The sequence below is a fragment of the Ruegeria lacuscaerulensis genome, from assembly GCF_013034685.1.
Classification (GTDB): Bacteria; Pseudomonadota; Alphaproteobacteria; order Rhodobacterales; family Rhodobacteraceae; genus Ruegeria; species Ruegeria lacuscaerulensis_B.
Window position 1 is genome coordinate 345,341 of sequence record NZ_WQGO01000001.1, and the last position, 17,493, is coordinate 362,833.

19 protein-coding genes are annotated in these 17,493 nt (G+C 58.1%); 8 read left to right on the forward strand and 11 right to left on the reverse strand.

Translation table 11 applies throughout. From position 1 onward, the window contains the following. Positions 1–316: 316 nt before the first annotated feature. Positions 317–1,573, forward strand: coding sequence for a DEAD/DEAH box helicase (locus tag GOV80_RS01730; protein WP_170782625.1), 1,257 nt, complete (start codon positions 317–319; stop codon positions 1,571–1,573). A gap of 39 nt (positions 1,574–1,612) precedes the next feature. Here the strand turns inward: GOV80_RS01730 and mltG are convergent, their stop codons facing one another. The 7 genes from mltG to fabD form a co-directional block, all read right to left on the reverse strand. Continuing rightward, positions 1,613–2,773: an endolytic transglycosylase MltG gene (gene mltG / locus GOV80_RS01735; RefSeq protein WP_170782626.1), complete on the reverse strand. Its 1,161-nt coding sequence runs from the start codon at positions 2,771–2,773 to the stop codon at positions 1,613–1,615. After that, positions 2,774–4,039 carry a beta-ketoacyl-ACP synthase II gene (fabF, locus tag GOV80_RS01740; protein WP_170770498.1) on the reverse strand — a complete coding sequence of 422 codons (1,266 nt, stop codon included), beginning with the start codon at positions 4,037–4,039 and terminating at the stop codon, positions 2,774–2,776. Between the two features lie 185 nt (positions 4,040–4,224). After that, positions 4,225–4,968, reverse strand: coding sequence for a 1-(5-phosphoribosyl)-5-[(5-phosphoribosylamino)methylideneamino]imidazole-4-carboxamide isomerase (locus GOV80_RS01745; protein WP_170782627.1), 744 nt, complete (start codon positions 4,966–4,968; stop codon positions 4,225–4,227). Between the two features lie 118 nt (positions 4,969–5,086). Next, a complete protein-coding gene (locus GOV80_RS01750) occupies positions 5,087–5,626 on the reverse strand; it encodes a GNAT family N-acetyltransferase (protein ID WP_170782628.1) in 540 nt (179 codons plus the stop codon). A 140-nt stretch (positions 5,627–5,766) separates the two neighbouring features. Then, positions 5,767–6,000 carry an acyl carrier protein gene (locus GOV80_RS01755; RefSeq protein WP_008756330.1) on the reverse strand — a complete coding sequence of 78 codons (234 nt, stop codon included), beginning with the start codon at positions 5,998–6,000 and terminating at the stop codon, positions 5,767–5,769. A 207-nt stretch (positions 6,001–6,207) separates the two neighbouring features. Next, a complete protein-coding gene (fabG, locus tag GOV80_RS01760) occupies positions 6,208–6,945 on the reverse strand; it encodes a 3-oxoacyl-[acyl-carrier-protein] reductase (RefSeq protein ID WP_170782629.1) in 738 nt (245 codons plus the stop codon). 41 nt (positions 6,946–6,986) lie between these two features. Beyond that, positions 6,987–7,925, reverse strand: a complete 939-nt coding sequence (gene fabD, locus GOV80_RS01765) for an ACP S-malonyltransferase (RefSeq protein WP_170782630.1) — start codon at positions 7,923–7,925, stop codon at positions 6,987–6,989. A gap of 171 nt (positions 7,926–8,096) precedes the next feature. Here fabD and GOV80_RS01770 point away from each other — a divergent pair, with 171 nt between their 5' ends. Continuing rightward, positions 8,097–9,323 carry a cytochrome b/b6 domain-containing protein gene (locus GOV80_RS01770; RefSeq protein ID WP_170782631.1) on the forward strand — a complete coding sequence of 409 codons (1,227 nt, stop codon included), beginning with the start codon at positions 8,097–8,099 and terminating at the stop codon, positions 9,321–9,323. 68 nt (positions 9,324–9,391) lie between these two features. On the opposite strand, the gene GOV80_RS01775 is transcribed toward GOV80_RS01770, so the two are convergent. Both GOV80_RS01775 and GOV80_RS01780 read right to left on the reverse strand, forming a co-directional pair. Next, complete coding sequence (locus GOV80_RS01775; protein WP_170770485.1) at positions 9,392–9,964, reverse strand: YceI family protein; 573 nt, start codon at positions 9,962–9,964, stop codon at positions 9,392–9,394. Positions 9,965–10,090: 126 nt separating this feature from the next. Continuing rightward, positions 10,091–10,609 carry a hypothetical protein gene (locus GOV80_RS01780; RefSeq protein ID WP_170770483.1) on the reverse strand — a complete coding sequence of 173 codons (519 nt, stop codon included), beginning with the start codon at positions 10,607–10,609 and terminating at the stop codon, positions 10,091–10,093. 285 nt (positions 10,610–10,894) lie between these two features. Between GOV80_RS01780 and rpsF the strand changes: the two genes are divergently transcribed. The 6 genes from rpsF (at position 10,895) to GOV80_RS01810 (ending at position 14,600) form a co-directional block, all read left to right on the forward strand. Further along, on the forward strand, positions 10,895–11,248 hold the full coding sequence (gene rpsF / locus GOV80_RS01785) for a 30S ribosomal protein S6 (RefSeq protein WP_170354526.1): 354 nt from the start codon (positions 10,895–10,897) through the stop codon (positions 11,246–11,248). 27 nt (positions 11,249–11,275) lie between these two features. Then, positions 11,276–11,503 carry a 30S ribosomal protein S18 gene (rpsR, locus tag GOV80_RS01790; protein ID WP_005608650.1) on the forward strand — a complete coding sequence of 76 codons (228 nt, stop codon included), beginning with the start codon at positions 11,276–11,278 and terminating at the stop codon, positions 11,501–11,503. Between the two features lie 12 nt (positions 11,504–11,515). After that, positions 11,516–12,139, forward strand: coding sequence for a 50S ribosomal protein L9 (gene rplI / locus GOV80_RS01795; protein ID WP_170782632.1), 624 nt, complete (start codon positions 11,516–11,518; stop codon positions 12,137–12,139). 152 nt (positions 12,140–12,291) lie between these two features. Continuing rightward, a complete protein-coding gene (locus tag GOV80_RS01800; protein WP_170770479.1) occupies positions 12,292–12,768 on the forward strand; it encodes a transglycosylase SLT domain-containing protein in 477 nt (158 codons plus the stop codon). A 175-nt stretch (positions 12,769–12,943) separates the two neighbouring features. Next, positions 12,944–13,645 (forward strand): LuxR family transcriptional regulator, encoded by a 702-nt coding sequence (locus GOV80_RS01805; RefSeq protein ID WP_170782633.1) that lies wholly within the window; start codon positions 12,944–12,946, stop codon positions 13,643–13,645. Positions 13,646–13,742: 97 nt separating this feature from the next. After that, positions 13,743–14,600: an acyl-homoserine-lactone synthase gene (locus GOV80_RS01810; RefSeq protein WP_170782634.1), complete on the forward strand. Its 858-nt coding sequence runs from the start codon at positions 13,743–13,745 to the stop codon at positions 14,598–14,600. A gap of 93 nt (positions 14,601–14,693) precedes the next feature. Here the strand turns inward: GOV80_RS01810 and tig are convergent, their stop codons facing one another. Both tig and GOV80_RS01820 read right to left on the reverse strand, forming a co-directional pair. Continuing rightward, positions 14,694–16,025: a trigger factor gene (gene tig / locus GOV80_RS01815; protein ID WP_170782635.1), complete on the reverse strand. Its 1,332-nt coding sequence runs from the start codon at positions 16,023–16,025 to the stop codon at positions 14,694–14,696. A gap of 184 nt (positions 16,026–16,209) precedes the next feature. Further along, positions 16,210–17,334, reverse strand: a complete 1,125-nt coding sequence (locus GOV80_RS01820) for a porin (RefSeq protein ID WP_170770470.1) — start codon at positions 17,332–17,334, stop codon at positions 16,210–16,212. Positions 17,335–17,493 lie beyond the last annotated feature (159 nt).

The following is a 17,493-nucleotide window of genomic DNA, read 5'->3' on the forward strand; positions in this document are numbered from 1 at the left end:
ATCGATGGCTCAAACTGATTGAGAACGCCAGCAGAATTTAGAACTCCGACCGCCAGTCCATCAGACAAATACTTGACAATGCCCGCGCCAACGCTCATGTGCCGTCCATCAGCGCCGCCGCGTGAGCATCCGGGCCTTTGCCCCCACGGCGCACCATATCTCTCCTGGTTCCCCTTCACGCAGGGTTCTTGATGCGATGGCCGGATGGCGCAGGATACGCCTGTGCGTCCCGAGGTCTCGCTAAACCCTGCCTGCCGCGCTTTTGCGCGGTCACACGCATCCGCGCGCAAAGTTGCGGATATCAAAGGATTATTACGTGTTCGACTTCGACATGCTGGGCCTTGCCCCGGCTTTGAATGACGCCCTGAAACGGGCAAACTTTACTCAACCCACACCGATCCAAAACCAGGCCATCCCAATGGCGCTGAATGGACATGACATTCTTGGGCTGGCTCAGACCGGCACTGGTAAAACGCTGGCCTTTGGTCTGCCGCTGATTGATCACCTTCTGGCGCAACCGGCCAAACCTGCCCCCAAGACAGTCAAGGCGCTGATCCTTGCCCCGACGCGCGAACTGGTGAACCAAATCGCTGACAGCCTGCGTACCCTCACGCAAAAGACAAAACTACGCGTCGCCACCGTTGTTGGTGGGCAATCAATCGGCAAGCAGATTTCTTTCCTATCGCGCGGCACCGATATTTTGGTCGCCACCCCGGGACGACTGATCGACCTGATGGAGCGTGGAGCCGTCGATCTTGGTTCTGTGCGCCATCTGGTGCTGGACGAGGCTGATCAAATGCTGGACATGGGCTTTATCCACGCGCTCCGCAAAATCGCGCCCGCTTTGGGCACGCCGCGCCAGACGATGCTGTTCTCGGCCACTATGCCCAAGCAGATGGAGGAGCTAAGCCAGTCCTACCTCACCAACCCACAGCGCATACAGGTGTCGCCTCCTGGCAAGGCGGCGGACAAGATCACTCAGTCCGTGCACTTCCTGTCCCGCGCGGACAAGCCCCGCAAGTTGCGTGAAATCCTCTCGGCCGACTTGGACGCTCTGACGCTGGTCTTCTCCCGCACCAAACACGGGGCCGAGCGGTTGATGAAGGACCTCGTTCGGGATGGCTTCAACGCGGCCTCGATCCACGGCAACAAAAGCCAAGGTCAGCGGGATCGCGCCATCAAGGCGTTCCGCGCTGGCGAGATCAACATCCTCGTCGCGACAGACGTTGCCGCGCGGGGCATCGATATCCCCGGCGTAGCCTATGTGATCAACTATGACCTGCCCGAGGTGCCCGATAACTATGTCCACCGCATTGGTCGTACAGCCCGCGCAGGGCGCGAGGGCGAAGGCATCGCCTTCTGTGCCCCGGACGAGTTGGACCAGTTGAAGCAGATCCAGAAGCTGATGAAGATCGACATTCCGGTCGCCAGCGGCACCATGCCCGAATTCGCCGAGCCCAAAAAGCCGCGCAAACAGGGCGGTTTTCGGGCGCGTAGGCCACAGGGGGGCAACACATCCTCCAAGCCTTCAGCGTCTAAACGGCGGCGTCCGCGCAGACGCCCCGCTGCGTAAAAAAGAAAGGGCCGCGATTTCGACGCGGCCCTTTTTTTCTTAGTTGCCCGAACTGTTTCTCTCGGCCTCAATCTCGCGCCACTTGGCGACGTTTCGATTGTGCTCGTCCAGCGTTTCGGCAAAAGCGTGCCCACCAGTTCCATCCGCGACGAAGAACACAAAGTTTGTCTCCTCCGGTGCCACGGCGGCCTCAAGACTGGCCAGCCCCGGATTGGCAATCGGGGTCGGTGGCAGACCGTCAATCACATAGGTATTCCAAGGTGTTGCGCGGCGCAGTTCACTGCGGCGCAAGCCACGCCCCAGCGTGCCCTTGCCCTCGGTCACGCCATAGATAACCGTCGGGTCCGTTTGCAGTTTCATACCCCGCTCCAACCGGTTCACGAAGACGCTGGCCACTTGCCCACGCTCATGCGGGACGCCGGTTTCCTTTTCGATGATCGACGCCAGGATCAACATCTCTTCGGGGTTCGAGATCGGCAGATCATCCTGACGGCTTTCCCAGATCGCGTTAATCCGAAGCTGCTGCTTGTCCTGCATCCCCTTCAGCACAGCCGTCCGGTCGGCTCCGCGCGCGATGTCGTAGCTGTCAGGCGCCAACATCCCCTCGGCGGGTATCTCAGCCACCTCGCCCGTCAACGCGTCGATCTGCATCAGCCCTTCGACCACCTGCCACGAGGTCACACCCTCGGCCACGGACACCCGATAGCGCGTATCCGCATCTTCGCGTTTCTCGGTATAGGCGGCAGGCACCTCGTCCGAGGTCACATCAAAAGTCGCAATCTCATCAAAATCCAGCGTCGCCGGGTTCAATTCGCGCACGCGGGTCTGAATACGGGTGACGCCGATGCGATATTCGATCTCGGACCCGCAGGTGCTGGCACCGCTGCTGGTGATCTCATCAATGATCTGTTCCATCGACGCGCCTTCGCGCACCAGAAAGCTGCCAGCCTTAAGCTGGGGGGACTTGTCGGTATAGTCTGCCGCCATCCGAAACAGCACGGCGCTGGTGATGGCGCCTTGCTCTTGCAGCTGTTGGCTGACCGCACCCATGTTCGAACCGCGCTGGACCTGAAGGCAGATCGCAGTTTCAAGCGGGCCTGCGTTTTTGTAGCGGGATTGCCCCCACAAGATCAGACCACCCATCAGGAACAAACCAACCACCAAAACGGTTAGCATGTTCGATGCAAGGGCCCGCCACATTTAACTGACCTTTCCGAAGATCACGCTGGCATTGGTGCCACCGAACCCGAACGAGTTCGACAGGGCCACGTTGATCTCACGCTCGCGCTTGGCGTTGGGGGCCAGGTCAATCGGCGTCTCGACAGCCGGGTTGTCCAGGTTGATCGTCGGCGGTGCAACCTGATCGCGGATTGCCAGGATCGAGAAGATCGCCTCGATCGCGCCCGCCGCGCCCAGCAGGTGGCCGGTCGCCGATTTGGTCGAGGTCATGGTCGCATTCGCCGCGTGATCGCCCAGCAGGCGTTCGACCGCGCCCAGTTCGATCGTATCCGCCATGGTCGAGGTGCCATGCGCGTTGATATAGTCCAGATCTTTCGGCTCCAGCCCGGCGCTGCGCAGCGCGGCTTTCATCGAGCGTTCGGCCCCGTCGCCATCCTCGGACGGTGCGGTGATGTGATAGGCGTCACCGGACATGCCATAGCCCAACACCTCGGCATAAATCTTCGCGCCTCGCGCCTTGGCGTGTTCGTATTCTTCCAGCACGACAATGCCCGCACCTTCACCCATGACGAAGCCGTCGCGGTCGATGTCATAGGGGCGGCTGGCTTTCTTGGGATCATCGGCATATTTGGTCGACAATGCCTTGCACGCGTTGAACCCGGCAATTCCGATCTCACAGATGCAGCCTTCGCCGCCGCCTGCAACCATGACATCCGCATCGCCTGCACGAATGATACGGCTTGCATCACCGATTGCATGCGCACCAGTCGAACAGGCCGTCACGACCGAATGGTTCGGCCCTTTGAACCCGCGACGGATCGACACCTGACCCGAGGCCAGATTGATCAGCGCGCCAGGAATAAAGAAGGGCGACACACGGCGGGGGCCCTTGTCACGGATCAGATTGGCGGTATCCGCGATAGACCCAAGCCCACCAATACCCGAGCCTATCAGTACACCCGTGCTCAAGCGCGCTTCTTCATCTTCAGGCATCCAGCCAGCGTCTTCGCAGGCCATATCGGCAGCCGCAATCGAGTACAGGATAAAGTCCTCAATCTTGCGCTGTTCTTTCGGCGACATCCAATCGTCGGGGTTGAACGTTCCGTTCGTGCCATCACCGCGTGGAACCTCGCAGGCATAGGTCGTCGTGACCCCACTGCCTTCGGCATCAAACTGAGTGATCGGGCCCGCACCGGATTCTCCGTCCAACAGCCGCGACCAGGTTTCCTCGACCCCGCTGGCCAACGGAGTGACCAATCCCAGACCGGTTACAACGACTCTGCGCATGAAATGCCTCTTGCCTGCTTCGTGTTTAAGAAACGCTCATACCCCGGCGTAGGGGCCGGGGGCAAGAGCAAGGGCGCATTCAGCCCAGAACCAGTTATCATCATGTGCGTCGCACAGACACCGAAAAACAAAAACCGCCCCCTCAGGTCGTTTGAGAGGGCGGCAAATTCATGATGGAAGTGATTTTACTGGAATTCGGCCACCGGCTCATGTGCGGTCGAGGCCACAGCCAGTGCATCCGACAGCTCCAGCGTCTTGCGGAACAACGCCCGCCCTACAATCGCTCCCGAAATGTTTGGGATATAGGCCAGGCGCGAGATATCGTCGGCCGTGCGTACAACACCGCTGGCGATGACAGGCGTGCGCGATTTCTCAGCAACCCCCGAGATCAGACCCAACTGCGCCTCGACATCTTCCATGTCGCTGTCGATATCTGTCACCAGAATTGCGGCAAACGGAGTATCGGCGAAGGCTTCGATATAAGCTTCGGCGGTAAATGCGCTTTGGCTGCGCCAACCTTCGGTCATCACGTGACCTTGCCAGACATCGACCGCCAGAACGATCTGATCCGGATACAGCTTTGCCAGCTCTTTTACCAGATTTGGGTCCCAGGCGGCCAATGTACCGATGACGATCCGACCCGCGCCCTTGTCGATCCAATGTTCGACTTGCTCACGGGTGCGCATGCCGCCTGCCAACTGCACTGGGATCTCGGCCGAGCGGATGATCTCTTCGACCAGTTCCGCATTAGTATCACGCCCTTCGATGGCGTCGAAATCCGTCAGGTGCATCCATTCCGCCCCTGCGGCAGCCCAGCTACGGGCTGTTTCGGCAGGGTTCACATGCCAGATCATAGCTTCGTCCAGACGGCCCTTGTCCAGTGTGACACAACGGCCGTTCTGCAATTCCATCGTGGGGTAAATCCTCATGAGCCTGATCCTCCGCTCAATCCTTGTGCTATACCCCAGTATCATAGCCGAAGAAATTACCCGTGCGGCAACCAGTTTCGGCAAACCACGGGCATTTTGCGGCATCGCAGCACGGGGATCAGTGACGTGTGGGTGGACCTGTCCGGCGCAGCAATTTGACCGACGTTCCTTGATAATCGCAGTCGCGCAGAGGCTGGTACCCCAGTTTTTCCGCCAATCTTTGCGAAGTCTCATTTTCGGAATTTATCATTGCAACCAATGGCCCCGGCATGATGCGGTCAAACCATTCATGCGCGGCCTGAGCGGCCTCAAGGCCCATGCCCTGTCCCTGCGCCTCGGGGGCCAGAACCCAACCTGCCTCGGGAAAACTGTCGAAATCCTCGCCCAACGCACGGTTGCCATAGAAAAAGCCGGCCTGCCCGATCATCTGCCGATTCGATTGCTGAATCACCGCCCACTGACCAAACCCGGCCATCTGCCAATGCCCGGCATTGCGCAAAAACGAATCCCACGCTTCGCCACGCGATCGCGGTTTGCCGCCAATATGCCGCACGACACACGGGTTACGCCAGATCTCGGCGAACCGGTTGAAATCCTCAGGCCGCATGGCGCAAAGCGTCAAGCGTGCCGTGTTTATCATCGGGGTGGATCGTATCATGCCCTGCCCGCTCTGAAATTTTGCCTCAGCTGAAAGCGTGCGTGCGAAATGGACATCTGACAAGCCTGAATACGCGTCAGGCAACAAAAAACGGCGCCTCCGTTGCCCGGAAGCGCCGCTTTCATAAGATTTCGAAGGTCTTAGGACGCTTCAGAGATGAATTTGACGGCGTCGCCAAAGGTCTGGATGGTCTCGGCTGCGTCATCGGGGATCTCGATGCCGAACTCTTCTTCGAAGGCCATGACCAGCTCAACAGTGTCCAGGCTGTCTGCGCCCAGATCGTCGATGAAGGAAGCGTTTTCCGCTACTTTGTCTTCTTCAACACCCAGGTGCTCAACAACGATCTTCTTAACGCGATCTGCGACGTCGCTCATGTCTATTCCTCATTCCATTTCAGGGCATAGTGCCCGGTTCTGCCCTTGCCCGCTCAGGCTGGCCTTGATGTGCCCGTCTGGGCGGTTTGGGTTCCCGATTGCCGGGAACTAGAAGGCCGACCCTATGGCCGACCCCCGAATTGATGCGCCGCCTATAGCACAGACAACGCCCAAGGCAAACGCTTTCGCGCCTGCCCCGACAGGTGGTCACAACATGGCCATACCGCCGTTTACATGCAAGGTGGTTCCGGTCACATATCCGGCCTCGGGGCTGGCAAGGTACAGAACTGCCGCAGCAATTTCCGACGCATCCCCCATACGTCCCGCCGGGACCTGACCCAGAATGCCCGCCTTCTGATCGTCGGTCAGCTTGTCGGTCATCGCCGTAGTGATAAAGCCCGGCGCCACCGCATTGGCCGTGATTCCACGGCTTGCGACCTCATAGGCCAGCGACTTGGTCATCCCGACCATCCCGGCCTTGGACGCGGCATAGTTCGCCTGACCAGGGTTGCCCGTCGCGCCCACCACGGACGAGATGTTGATGATCCGACCCCAACGCGCCTTCATCATGCCGCGCAGCACGCCTTTGCAAAGTTTCGCGGTCGAGGTCATGTTGACGTCGATTACGCTCTGCCATTCGTCATCCGACATACGCATGAACAGGTTGTCGCGGGTGATACCCGCGTTGTTGACCAGAATATCGACTGACCCCATCGCATCCGCCGCCTGCTTGGGCAGTGCGGCCACAGCCTCAGGGTCGCTCAGGTTACAGGGCAGCACGTGGGCACGGTCGCCCAACTCAGCGGCCAGCGCCTCAAGCGGTTCAATCCGTGTGCCGGACAGCGCCACCGTAGCACCGGCAGCGTGCAGAGAGCGCGCGATCTCACCACCGATCCCGCCCGAGGCACCGGTGATCAGTGCGTTCTTACCTGTCAAATCAAACATTCTCTTGTCCTTTTGCTACGCGCCACGCGGCGCGCGGTGTCTTACGATTCGGCTTGTGTCACATTCTGCACGTCATCCGGCGTGCCGACAGCTTTACCCGCGATCGAACGGTCGATTTTGCGGATCATCCCGGACAGAGCTTTCCCTGCCCCGATCTCCCACGTCTCGGTCACGCCCTGCGCGGCCATGTACTGCACGCTTTCGCGCCAGCGGACCGAGCCGGTGACCTGCGCGACCAGCAACTGTCGGATCAGATCGGGGTCACCGACCGCTTCGGCGCGCACATTGGCAATCAGCGGCACGGCAGGCGCTTTGATTTCAACCCCTGCCAAAGCTTCGGCCATCACGTCGGCAGCAGGCTGCATCAGCGCACAATGGAAAGGCGCGCTAACAGGCAGCATGACGGCCCGCTTGGCACCCTTTTCCTTGGCAATCTCGGCCGCACGTTCCACAGCAGCCTTCGCGCCCGAGACCACAACCTGCGTAGGGTCATTGTCGTTTGCGGCCTGACAAACCTCACCTTGCGCGGCCTCATCCGCCACGGCGCGCACGGCCTCAAGGTTCAACCCAAGGATCGCCGCCATCGCACCTTCGCCCACCGGCACGGCGCTTTGCATCGCCTGACCACGGGTGCGCAGAAGACGCGCAGTATCTGCAACCGACAGCGCACCAGAAGCGGCCAGCGCGGAATATTCCCCCAGCGAATGCCCGGCCACAAAGGCTGCATCGGTGACTGAGGCGCCCTCGGCCTCTAGCGCCCTCATTGCCGCCATTGACGTTGCCATCAACGCAGGTTGTGCGTTTTGGGTCAGGGTCAATTCAGCAATATCGCCATCCCAAATCAGGCCGCTCAGCTTTTCGCCCAGGGCTTCGTCCACTTCGTCGAACACCGCCTGAGCAGCGGGGTAAGCCTCGGCCAGAGCTTTGCCCATTCCGATGGTCTGGGCGCCCTGCCCCGGGAAAACAAATGCGCGTGTCATTGCAACCTCTTGGATGACGTTAGGTTGCGGCGGGGTGTAAACTGTGTGATCGCGCGGCACAAGCATTGCCTGATCTCTGCACAAAGGCACCGTATCTGTGCGCCCTGCGCCCTTGAGTCCTGCCCGCACGGCGATAGGTTGAACCCAACCATCTTTTCGCCGGAGCACCCGATGCCCTCGACCAACACGTTTTCCAGCTATGGCAGCGTCGCCAAGACCTTCCACTGGCTGACCGCCCTGCTGATCTTAACCGCCTTTCCGCTGGGCTATTTCGCCAATGATCTGGCACAGGCCATCTATGACCCGAACATCCCGACGACCGAGGATGACATCACCCGCGCGGCGCGCCTGTTCTCACTGCACAAAACACTGGGCGTGGCGGTCTTTTTCGTAGCCCTCGCGCGCATTCTCTGGGCCCTGACCCAAACCAAACCCGGCCTTTTGAACGCCGACAATAAGCCCGAGGCTTTTGCCGCCGAAACCGTGCATTGGCTGCTATACGGCTCGTTGGTGCTGGCACCGCTGACCGGTTGGATACACCACGCCGCAGCTGAAGGCTTTGCGCCGATCCTTTGGCCGTTTGGTCAAAACCTGCCGCTGGTCCCCAAATCCCAACATCTGGCCGAATTCACCGCCAGCCTGCACTGGCTGTTCGTCTGGACTCTTGGAGGTGCGCTGGTGCTGCATATTGCCGGGGCGCTGAAACACCACGTCATCGACAAAGACAGCACATTGCGGCGTATGCTGCCTGGCTCAGCCCAAGCCCCCGAGCCCCCGGCTCAACACCATTCCAAGACGCCCGCGCTTGCCGCGCTCGTCGTCTGGGGTGCGGTTTTGGTCGGCGGCTGGGGCATCGGCGCGTTCAGCCATCACTCTTACGCTCAGGGCGAAGCCACGGCACTGGCCGAAGTCCAATCGGACTGGCAGGTTCAGGAAGGAACTCTGGGCCTTACCATCAACCAGCTGGGTAGCCCAGTCACCGGTAGCTTCCAGGACTGGACGGCCGCCATAGCCTTTGATGAGCCCGCCGAGCCCGGCTTGGCCGGTTCGGTCGAGGTGACGATCTCAATCCCGTCGCTCAGCCTAGGCACGGTCAGTGATCAAGCTATGGGCGCGGATTTTTTCGACAGCGCACAATATCCCACGGCGCTGTTTAAGGCAGATCTATTCAAAACCGAAACCGGGTATGAGGCACGCGGCCCCTTGACCATCCGCGACAAGTCCTTGGACGTTGTGCTGCCGTTCACTCTGGATTTGCAAGGCGACACCGCGACGGTTTCTGGTGAATTGGAGTTGAACCGCGTGGATTTCGATGTGGGCACATCGCAACCCACCGAAGCTTCACTGGGCTTCGCAGTCACTGTAAGCGTCGAGCTGACTGCTACGCGCGGTGAATAGCGGCGAACAAACGAAAACCGCCGGGGCAAAAAGCTCCGGCGGTTTCGATTCTAGAATAGTAGCCTTATTTACTCGGCTTTCTGCGCCTCGACCGAGATCTGAACATTAACCTCGTCACCCACGAAGGGTGCGAACTGACCCAGATCGAAATCGCTGCGGATCAGAGTGGTCGTCGCGTCGAAGCCAGCCCACGGCTTGCCTGCCATCGGATGCTCACCCGCCTGGTTCAGCTTGGCGTCCAGTACGACCGATTTGGTTACACCATTCATGGTCAAATCGCCGGTGATATTGGCGGTGTTCTCGCCTGTCACTTCGATGCTGGTGGACGTGAAGGTGACAAGATCGCCTTCAGCGGCACCGAAAAAGTCTTCGGTCATGAAGTGATCTTCGCGCGGTTTCCAGCCCGTGAACATCTCGATAACGGGCATCGAAACCGTCACGCTGGACGCAGCCGGGTTTTCCTTGTCGAACAGGATCTCGCCTTCAAAGCCCGAGAACATGCCATAGGTGGTCGAAAAACCAAGGTGGTTATAGTTGAAAATGACCTGGCTGTGGCTTGGGTCCAGAACGTATTTCTCGGCACTTGCAAACGCCGAAGTCGCCGACACGGCCAGTGCAGCAGCAAGAAGGATGGGTTTCATGACAAACTCCGCAATGTTGTGGATGCAAACCTGTTGGGTTGCTCGGTAACGAAAATGTGCCGCCAAGGGGCGGCACACAAGCTTTATTCGCTCACAACTTCTGTTCCTATATGAACAGAATAAAATTCAGGCGAAGATTGTTACACTTCCACTCAATTGACCCTTGAGCGCTCGGCTGACATCCGCCGACTGCAGGGGCAGCTTCATCAGCAGGCTGCCATCGACATCAAACAGTTCGACTTGATCATCGCTGAATTTGGCACCGCCTAGCGTGTCATAGCTGCGGCGCAGAACCGTTTGCGGGCGGCCGTTTTCGTTCTTTTGCAGAACGCGGACTTCGCGACGGATCGGGTCAAAATAGGCATCGGGACGCGAGTCCAGCATCTGAATGGTCAGCAGACTGACACCAACGATCAGGAAAGCAAGCGACGCTGCCATCTTGATCGGCCAAACTTCGGCGGCCATGGCCGAACCCGGTGCCAGCCACATGGAAAAGGACATCACGATCAGAAAGGCACCAACCATGCGCGCCAAAATCATGCGCACTTTCCAGTTCGGAGCGAATGTGATCAGAACTGGAACGGATTTCTCAAAACGCGCGCCGGTCGCCGACTGTTCAAGTGTATTCGTATTCATCGCGGTCATTTCTCTCACCCTGTTTCTCAGGTTGCCGTCGTGGGTCCGGTGTGTCCGGTCTGTCCCCGGTATGAAATCCAAGATCGACTTGAAAAGCGTCAGGAATTGGGCGGTGCAAAGGAAATAGCAGGACTTCACCAAGGCACGTGTGTCAGGTCTTGCCCCGCCGCCATAAACGTGTATACGGGGCCATCCTTCGCTAATCACATGAATCGCGCAGCCTCTCGTGGCAGGGTCGCGAAGGACCAAACGGCCCCGCCTATGAAATGCGCCTTGATATAAACAGGAGTGCACATGCCACTGTATGAGCATGTAATGATCGCGCGTCAGGATCTGTCCAACGCGCAGGCAGAAAGCCTTGTCGAACATTTCGGCACTGTTCTGGCTGACAACGGCGGCAACGTCGTCGAAAGCGAGTACTGGGGTGTCAAGACGATGGCCTACAAGATCAACAAAAACCGCAAAGGCCACTATGCCTTCCTGAAAACCGACTCGCCTGCTGGCGCGGTTCAGGAAATGGAGCGCCTGATGCGCCTGCACGAAGACGTCATGCGCGTTCTGACCATCAAGGTCGACGAACATGCCGAGGGCCCCTCGGTCCAGATGCAGAAGCGCGACGAGCGCGAAGGCCGCCGCGAGCGCCGCTGATCAACGCCTGACGAAAGGACATAAACCATGGCCGCAAAACCATTTTTCCGCCGCCGCAAGGTCTGCCCGTTCTCGGGCGAGAACGCGCCGAAGATCGACTATAAAGACACTCGTCTGCTGCAGCGCTACATCTCTGAGCGTGGCAAGATCGTTCCCTCGCGCATCACCGCCGTTTCGGCGAAAAAGCAGCGTGAACTGGCCCGTGCTATCAAGCGCGCCCGCTTCCTCGCCCTGCTGCCCTACGCCGTGAAGTAAGGAGAGACTGATATGCAAGTTATCCTGCTGGAACGCGTTGCGAAACTGGGTCAGATGGGCGACGTCGTTGACGTCAAGCCCGGCTACGCCCGCAACTTCCTGCTGCCCCAAGGCAAAGCTCTGAGCGCGTCCGAGTCGAACATCGCCTCGTTCGAAGCCCGCAAGGCGCAGCTTGAAGCGCACAACCTGGAAACCAAGAAAGAAGCTGAAGCACTGGCTGAAAAGCTGGACGGTCAGCAGTTCATCGTGATTCGCTCGGCGTCGGATGCCGGTGCTCTGTACGGCTCGGTCACTCCGCGTGACGCTGCAGAGGCCGCGACCGAAGCTGGCTTCACCGTCGACAAGAAACAGATCGCCCTGATCGCACCGATCAAGGAGCTGGGTCTGCATTCGCTGGCAGTCAAACTGCACCCCGAGGTCGAAGTTGAAATCAAGATGAACGTCGCCCGTTCGGAAGAAGAAGCCGAACTGCAAGCTTCGGGTAAATCGATCCAGGAACTGGCCGCTGAAGAAGAAGCCGCCGCAGAATTCGAAATCGCCGAGCTGTTCGACGATATCGGTTCCGCCGCGTCCGACGACGAAGACCTGATTGCCGAAGAAGCACCGGCTGCGGAAGAAGACGACGCGAAAGCGTAACCTTCAACCTGTGAACTTCGAAAAGGCCGCGCCATTTTGGGCGGCCTTTTTTCATGCACGAACTGGGCGGCATAATTCAGCCTGAATTTCCAGCTACCCTTGCGGCCAGAGACAAGTTTCCTAGTATTTCGTCCAAAATTCCGGAGCCCTTGATGACTCAGATCCCGCGCCGCAGTGTCTTAGCCCTTCTTCTTGCCGCACCGCTGGTGGCTTGCGGCACCCCCGACACACCGACGCGTGCGGCCTTTGATCCCCCCCTTTACCCGAACGAAACGCCCGAGCTGCGGGCATCGATCAATAAATGGGCCGATCACTACGAATTGCCGCGCGAGCTGGTGCACAAACTGGCTATTCGCGAAAGTACGCATCGCCCCTGGGCCGTGAACCGACCCTATTACGGGCTGCTGCAAATCCTTCCGGCCACTGCACGGTCCATGGGCTACCAGGGCGATCCGCAGGGGCTCCTCGACGCCGACACCAATTTGGAATTTGCCGGCAAGTACCTGCGCGGCGCATGGCTGCTGTCCGACGGCGATCAGCAACGCGCGATCTTTCTCTATGCCAAAGGCTACTGGCCCGAGGCAAAAGCACGCGGATTGTTGGTTGAAACAGGGTTGGTTCCCGAATAGCCCTCCGAGGCTGCCGAAAACCTTGTATTAATGCGTTATGACGTCGCGAATGGCGGATAATAACACTACACATGTGAACAAATTGCTTGCGCGCTGCCTTACGCCTCGTAAGATTTACTGAACATTAACGCCGTTAACCTCTGAACCGAGGTTAACCTCCGTAAAGGTTGAAAAGTTGAAGCTGATCGACTTGGCCGCTATCGACCACGAGGAAAAGTCAGCCGCTGACATAATTGACGCGGTTTGTTCCGAGCTTGGCTTTGATTACGCATCCTATGCGACATTCAACCCCGTAAAGGGGGATGTTCAAGGCTACGCGAACTATCCTGACGAATGGAAGATTCACTATGGTACGCAGGGTTTTCATAAATTTGACCCGACTTTGTATCAATCCGTGCTCAGTATCGCCCCCGTAGACTGGGGTCGCTTTAACCATGATGACAAGTTCCACACCGTGTTTCGGGACGCCCACGACTTTGGCATCACGACCCGAGGCCTTTCGGTTCCGGTGCGCGGCCCTTACGGCGAATGCGGGCTGCTGAACGTAACGCGTGACTGCTCGGACGACGAATGGGACAAGCTCAAGCGGCACGTGATGGGAGACCTGCAACTTGCCGCCGTGCACGCCCATGACACAGTCATGCAGTCGGGTTTGTTGGGCAAAGCACTATACCTACCTGCCCTGTCTACGCGCGAGAAAGAGATCCTTCAATGGGCGGCCGTGGGTAAATCTCAGCAGGATATCGGTGATATCCTGTCCATCTCACACCGGACCGTCGAAGTGCATATGCGGTCAGGGCGGGAAAAACTAGGCGCATTGACCACGCCGCAGGCGATCGGACGGGCCGTTAGTCTCGGCCTGATAGCTCCCGGTTAACAAAAAAACTAAAATTCTACGGGAAACCCCTAATAGTCTCAGATCACAACTTTGTTAATCCTCTGTTCACGGTAACCAATCTGTAGGGGGATGGAACATGATCATCGTGATTGATGGGATGAACCAACACAAATTCAAAGACATCTTGGATGAGATGTATCAACTGCGCGCACGGGTCTTCGGCGACCGCTTGGGATGGGACGTAACCATCCAGGACGGGCGAGAGATCGACAGGTTCGATACGCTCAATCCTGCACACGTGGTCAGTCTGAACGACGAGGGGAACGTCGTTGGCTGTATGCGTCTGCTGCAGACCACAGGGCCTCATATGCTGGCCGATGTGTTTAACGCGATCCTGGATGGCGAGCCGCCTGTGCGCAGCGCCCAGATTTGGGAGGCAACCCGGTTTTGTGTCGACACTAAAAAGTTGGGGCGCGGGAGGGGTGAGAATTCAGTCTCCTATGTCACCAGCGAGGTCATGATCGGTTCGTTCGAATACGCCAAGTCAGCCGGGGTGCTGGACTCGATCGCTGTTATCGACCCGGTGATGAACCGCGTCCTGCAACGATCCGGGAACGCGCCTTATGACTATCTGGGCACCGCGAAACCCATGGGGAAAGTGGTGGCGATGGCCGCCCTCATGGATTGCTCGGACGAGCGTATTTCAGGAATTCGCGACTATGCTGGCATCGCCCATGACGTGTTTCTAACCGACGAACAAGCGCTCCAGCTTTTCGCCAAGTCCAACGTCAAACCACAACCCAAACCCGCAAACTTCGATCACAAGCCACTGAGTCAAATGGAAAAATACTTCGTAGAACAAATGAGCGCCGCAACCACCCAGGAAGAGGTCAATGCCGTATTGCGCTTGATAGAAGAACTCTCGGACAAGTTCACACCCGAGCAGAAGATAGCCCTGATGCGTTCCCCCCGTGCTCTAGCTCATGGGGCCTGACCCCCTCACCTCAGAAGTTAGAGCAACTTAGTCGGAGCCGCCTTTAATAGGCGGCTCCGTATTCTTTGGCCCGGCTTCTCGGGCGACAAGGGATTATTCCTCGTCCAGCGCCTCAACGGCTTTTTGCAAGTCGTCTTTGCTGACTTCCTTGTCAGCAACCTGAGCCAGCTCGACGATATAGTCGATGACTTTGTCCTCAAAGATCGGCGCGCGCAGTTGCTGCTGCATCTGGGCGTTCTGCTGCACGAACTCAAAGAACTGACGTTCTTGACCAGGGTATTGACGCGCCTGATTCATGATCGCCTGTGTCATCTCAGCATCGGTGACTTCAACCTCGGCCTTCTGGCCCAGCTCTGCCAACAGCAGACCCAGACGCACGCGGCGCTCGGCCAGTTTGTTGTGCTCGTCGGTGGGCTCGATCGGGTCGTGATCGTGGCCTTCGACATCGGGGTTTTCCTCGTGCCACAGCTGGTGCGCGATTTGCTTGGCTTCGGCTTCTACCAGCGACGGCGGCAGGTCGAACGACACCTTCTCATCCAGCACGTCCAGCAGAGCGCGCTTCATCACGGCCCGCGATGCGCCGTTATATTCGGCTTCCAGACGCTCCGAAATCTGGCCCTTCAGCGCGTCCAGATCTTCGGCACCGAATTTGGTGGCCAACTCGTCGTTGATCTCGGCGGCGACGGGCTCTTTCACTTCTTTGACGGTGCAGGTGAAAACAGCTTCCTTACCGGCCAGATGCTCGGCACCGTATTCGGTCGGGAAAGTGACGTTGACGTCTTTTTCCTCTTCGGCTTTCACGCCAACCAGCTGTTCTTCAAAGCCAGGAATGAAGCTGTTCGAGCCCAGAACCAGCGGATAGTCCTCGGCCGAACCGCCTTCGAATTCTTCGCCGTCTACTTTGCCGACGAAGTCGATCACGACCTGATCACCGTCCTTGGCTTTCGAGCCTTTACGGCGCGCTTTGAAATCCTGCGCGGTTTCAGCCAGGTTATTCAGCGCTTCTTCGATCGCCGCGTCGTCGGCTTTGACGACCAGCTTTTCCAGTTCGACCGATTTCAGGTCAACTTCAGGAATGGCAGGCAGCGCCTCATAGGACATCTCGACATGGACGTCGTCGCCTTCTTTCCAGTCCTCGTTGGTCATCTTGACCTCGGGCTGCAGCGCAGGACGGTCGCCGCTATCCTCAAAGTGCTTGTTCATCGCACCGTCGATGCTTTCCTGCATCGCTTCACCCAGCAGGCGCTGGCCGAACTGCTTTTTCAGCAGCGCCATCGGCACTTTGCCTTTGCGGAAACCTTTCATTTCGATTTCCGGCTGTGCCTCGACCAGTTTTTCATTCACTTTGTCGTCCAGCTCAGCTGCGGAAACGACAATATTGTAACCGCGTTTCAGACCTTCGTTCAGCGTCTCGGTAACCTGCATTATGGTAGTCCCCATAGGATTCGGGGCGCGCAAAACGGCGCGCCGGGCAAATTTGAGGCCTTCTATTTGCCCTGCCCCCAACGTGCAAGGGGCAACTGCCGGATCAGCCTTGTTTTGCCGCGGATTTGAAGAAAAAACGCCCCGGACTGGGCCGGAGCGTTTGTTGTTGGCTGCAACTGTCGTCTCAGAACCGCCAGCGCGCGCCCAGAGCCCAGGCTTCGTTCTCGTCGAAATCGACCATATCGTCAAAATCGTGGCGGCGGTATTTCAGATAGGCATCCGTGTTGATGCTGTCGATCCGCTGCACAACCGCGATGCCCCAGGATTTGGTGCTTGATCCTTCATTCTGGAAATCGGATCCGTCGAAATAGTCGATCCCGATACCGGTTTGCCCCCAAGACACCCAATCGGTCTCATAGGCGATCTTTGTGTACCAATAATCCGGATCGCTAGCCCCGTCAGAGGTATTGTCCCGCGTCCCCAGAGCCGCCGTGAAACTGAACCCGCTCGGCAGCAGCACCGAGGCCGATCCGATCGTATCCCGACGTTCACCTGACCCATCATCAAAGTCGCGCACCGCATAGGCGATTGTGGCCGCAAACTCGATCCCATTTGTGAAGGTGTTTCCGTAAGATACTGCAATATCGTAATAATCGTCGTCGTCACTGCTGGACAAAATATTCTGACCATAGGCGATAGCGCCCGAGAACCCATTGTAACTAGGCGTGTCATAACGGATACGCCCGCGCCGCGCCCCGTCAAAGTTGCTGGCGGAATCTCCAACCGTGATGTCGCTCAGTATCCCGTCGGGCTGGCGATAGAAAAAGGCACCGTTCTCGTCATTGGTGAACGAATACAGCACAGTGCCAACATAGGACAGATCAACCTCGGCCGCGCCATCGGACGCCATGCTGCCCTGCCCTGCCGAGAATTTGCCATAGCTGCCTTTCAGGGCGAAATCGACGTGGCGAATATCTTCGCGCGACCAGCCATCATTATTGGTACCGTCCTGATTGGCCGAACCGGTGCTGGGCAACCCCAATCCGGTTTCAAACCGGAACGTGAACTCGTTGCTGCCATAGGGCTGCATCAGGCGAAGCCCCACACGGCTGTTCGACAGATCATTGTCGAGCAAACGGGTTTCCGTTTCTTCCCCGTCATCTACCGAGACAATGACCGGGTGAATCTGACCGTAGAGCTCGACATAGCCGCCGCTGTTATTGTCGTATCGCAATTGCGCCATTGCCGGAACGGCAGTCGTTACGGCCAACACTGCGGCCAGGGAATGAATTCTAAAATTCTGGGTCATTTCAGTCACCATGAGAAAAACTGTTTTGGCGCTGCTCAATTTTTTGTCTTCTACCTGCCTAGGACGGGCGCTGAACGCACAAGTTGATGCCTATTGCCTTCCGTAACGTACCTCACACCGCGTCCTTGAAATCTGACTTCTTTTTAAATTCTTACTTCT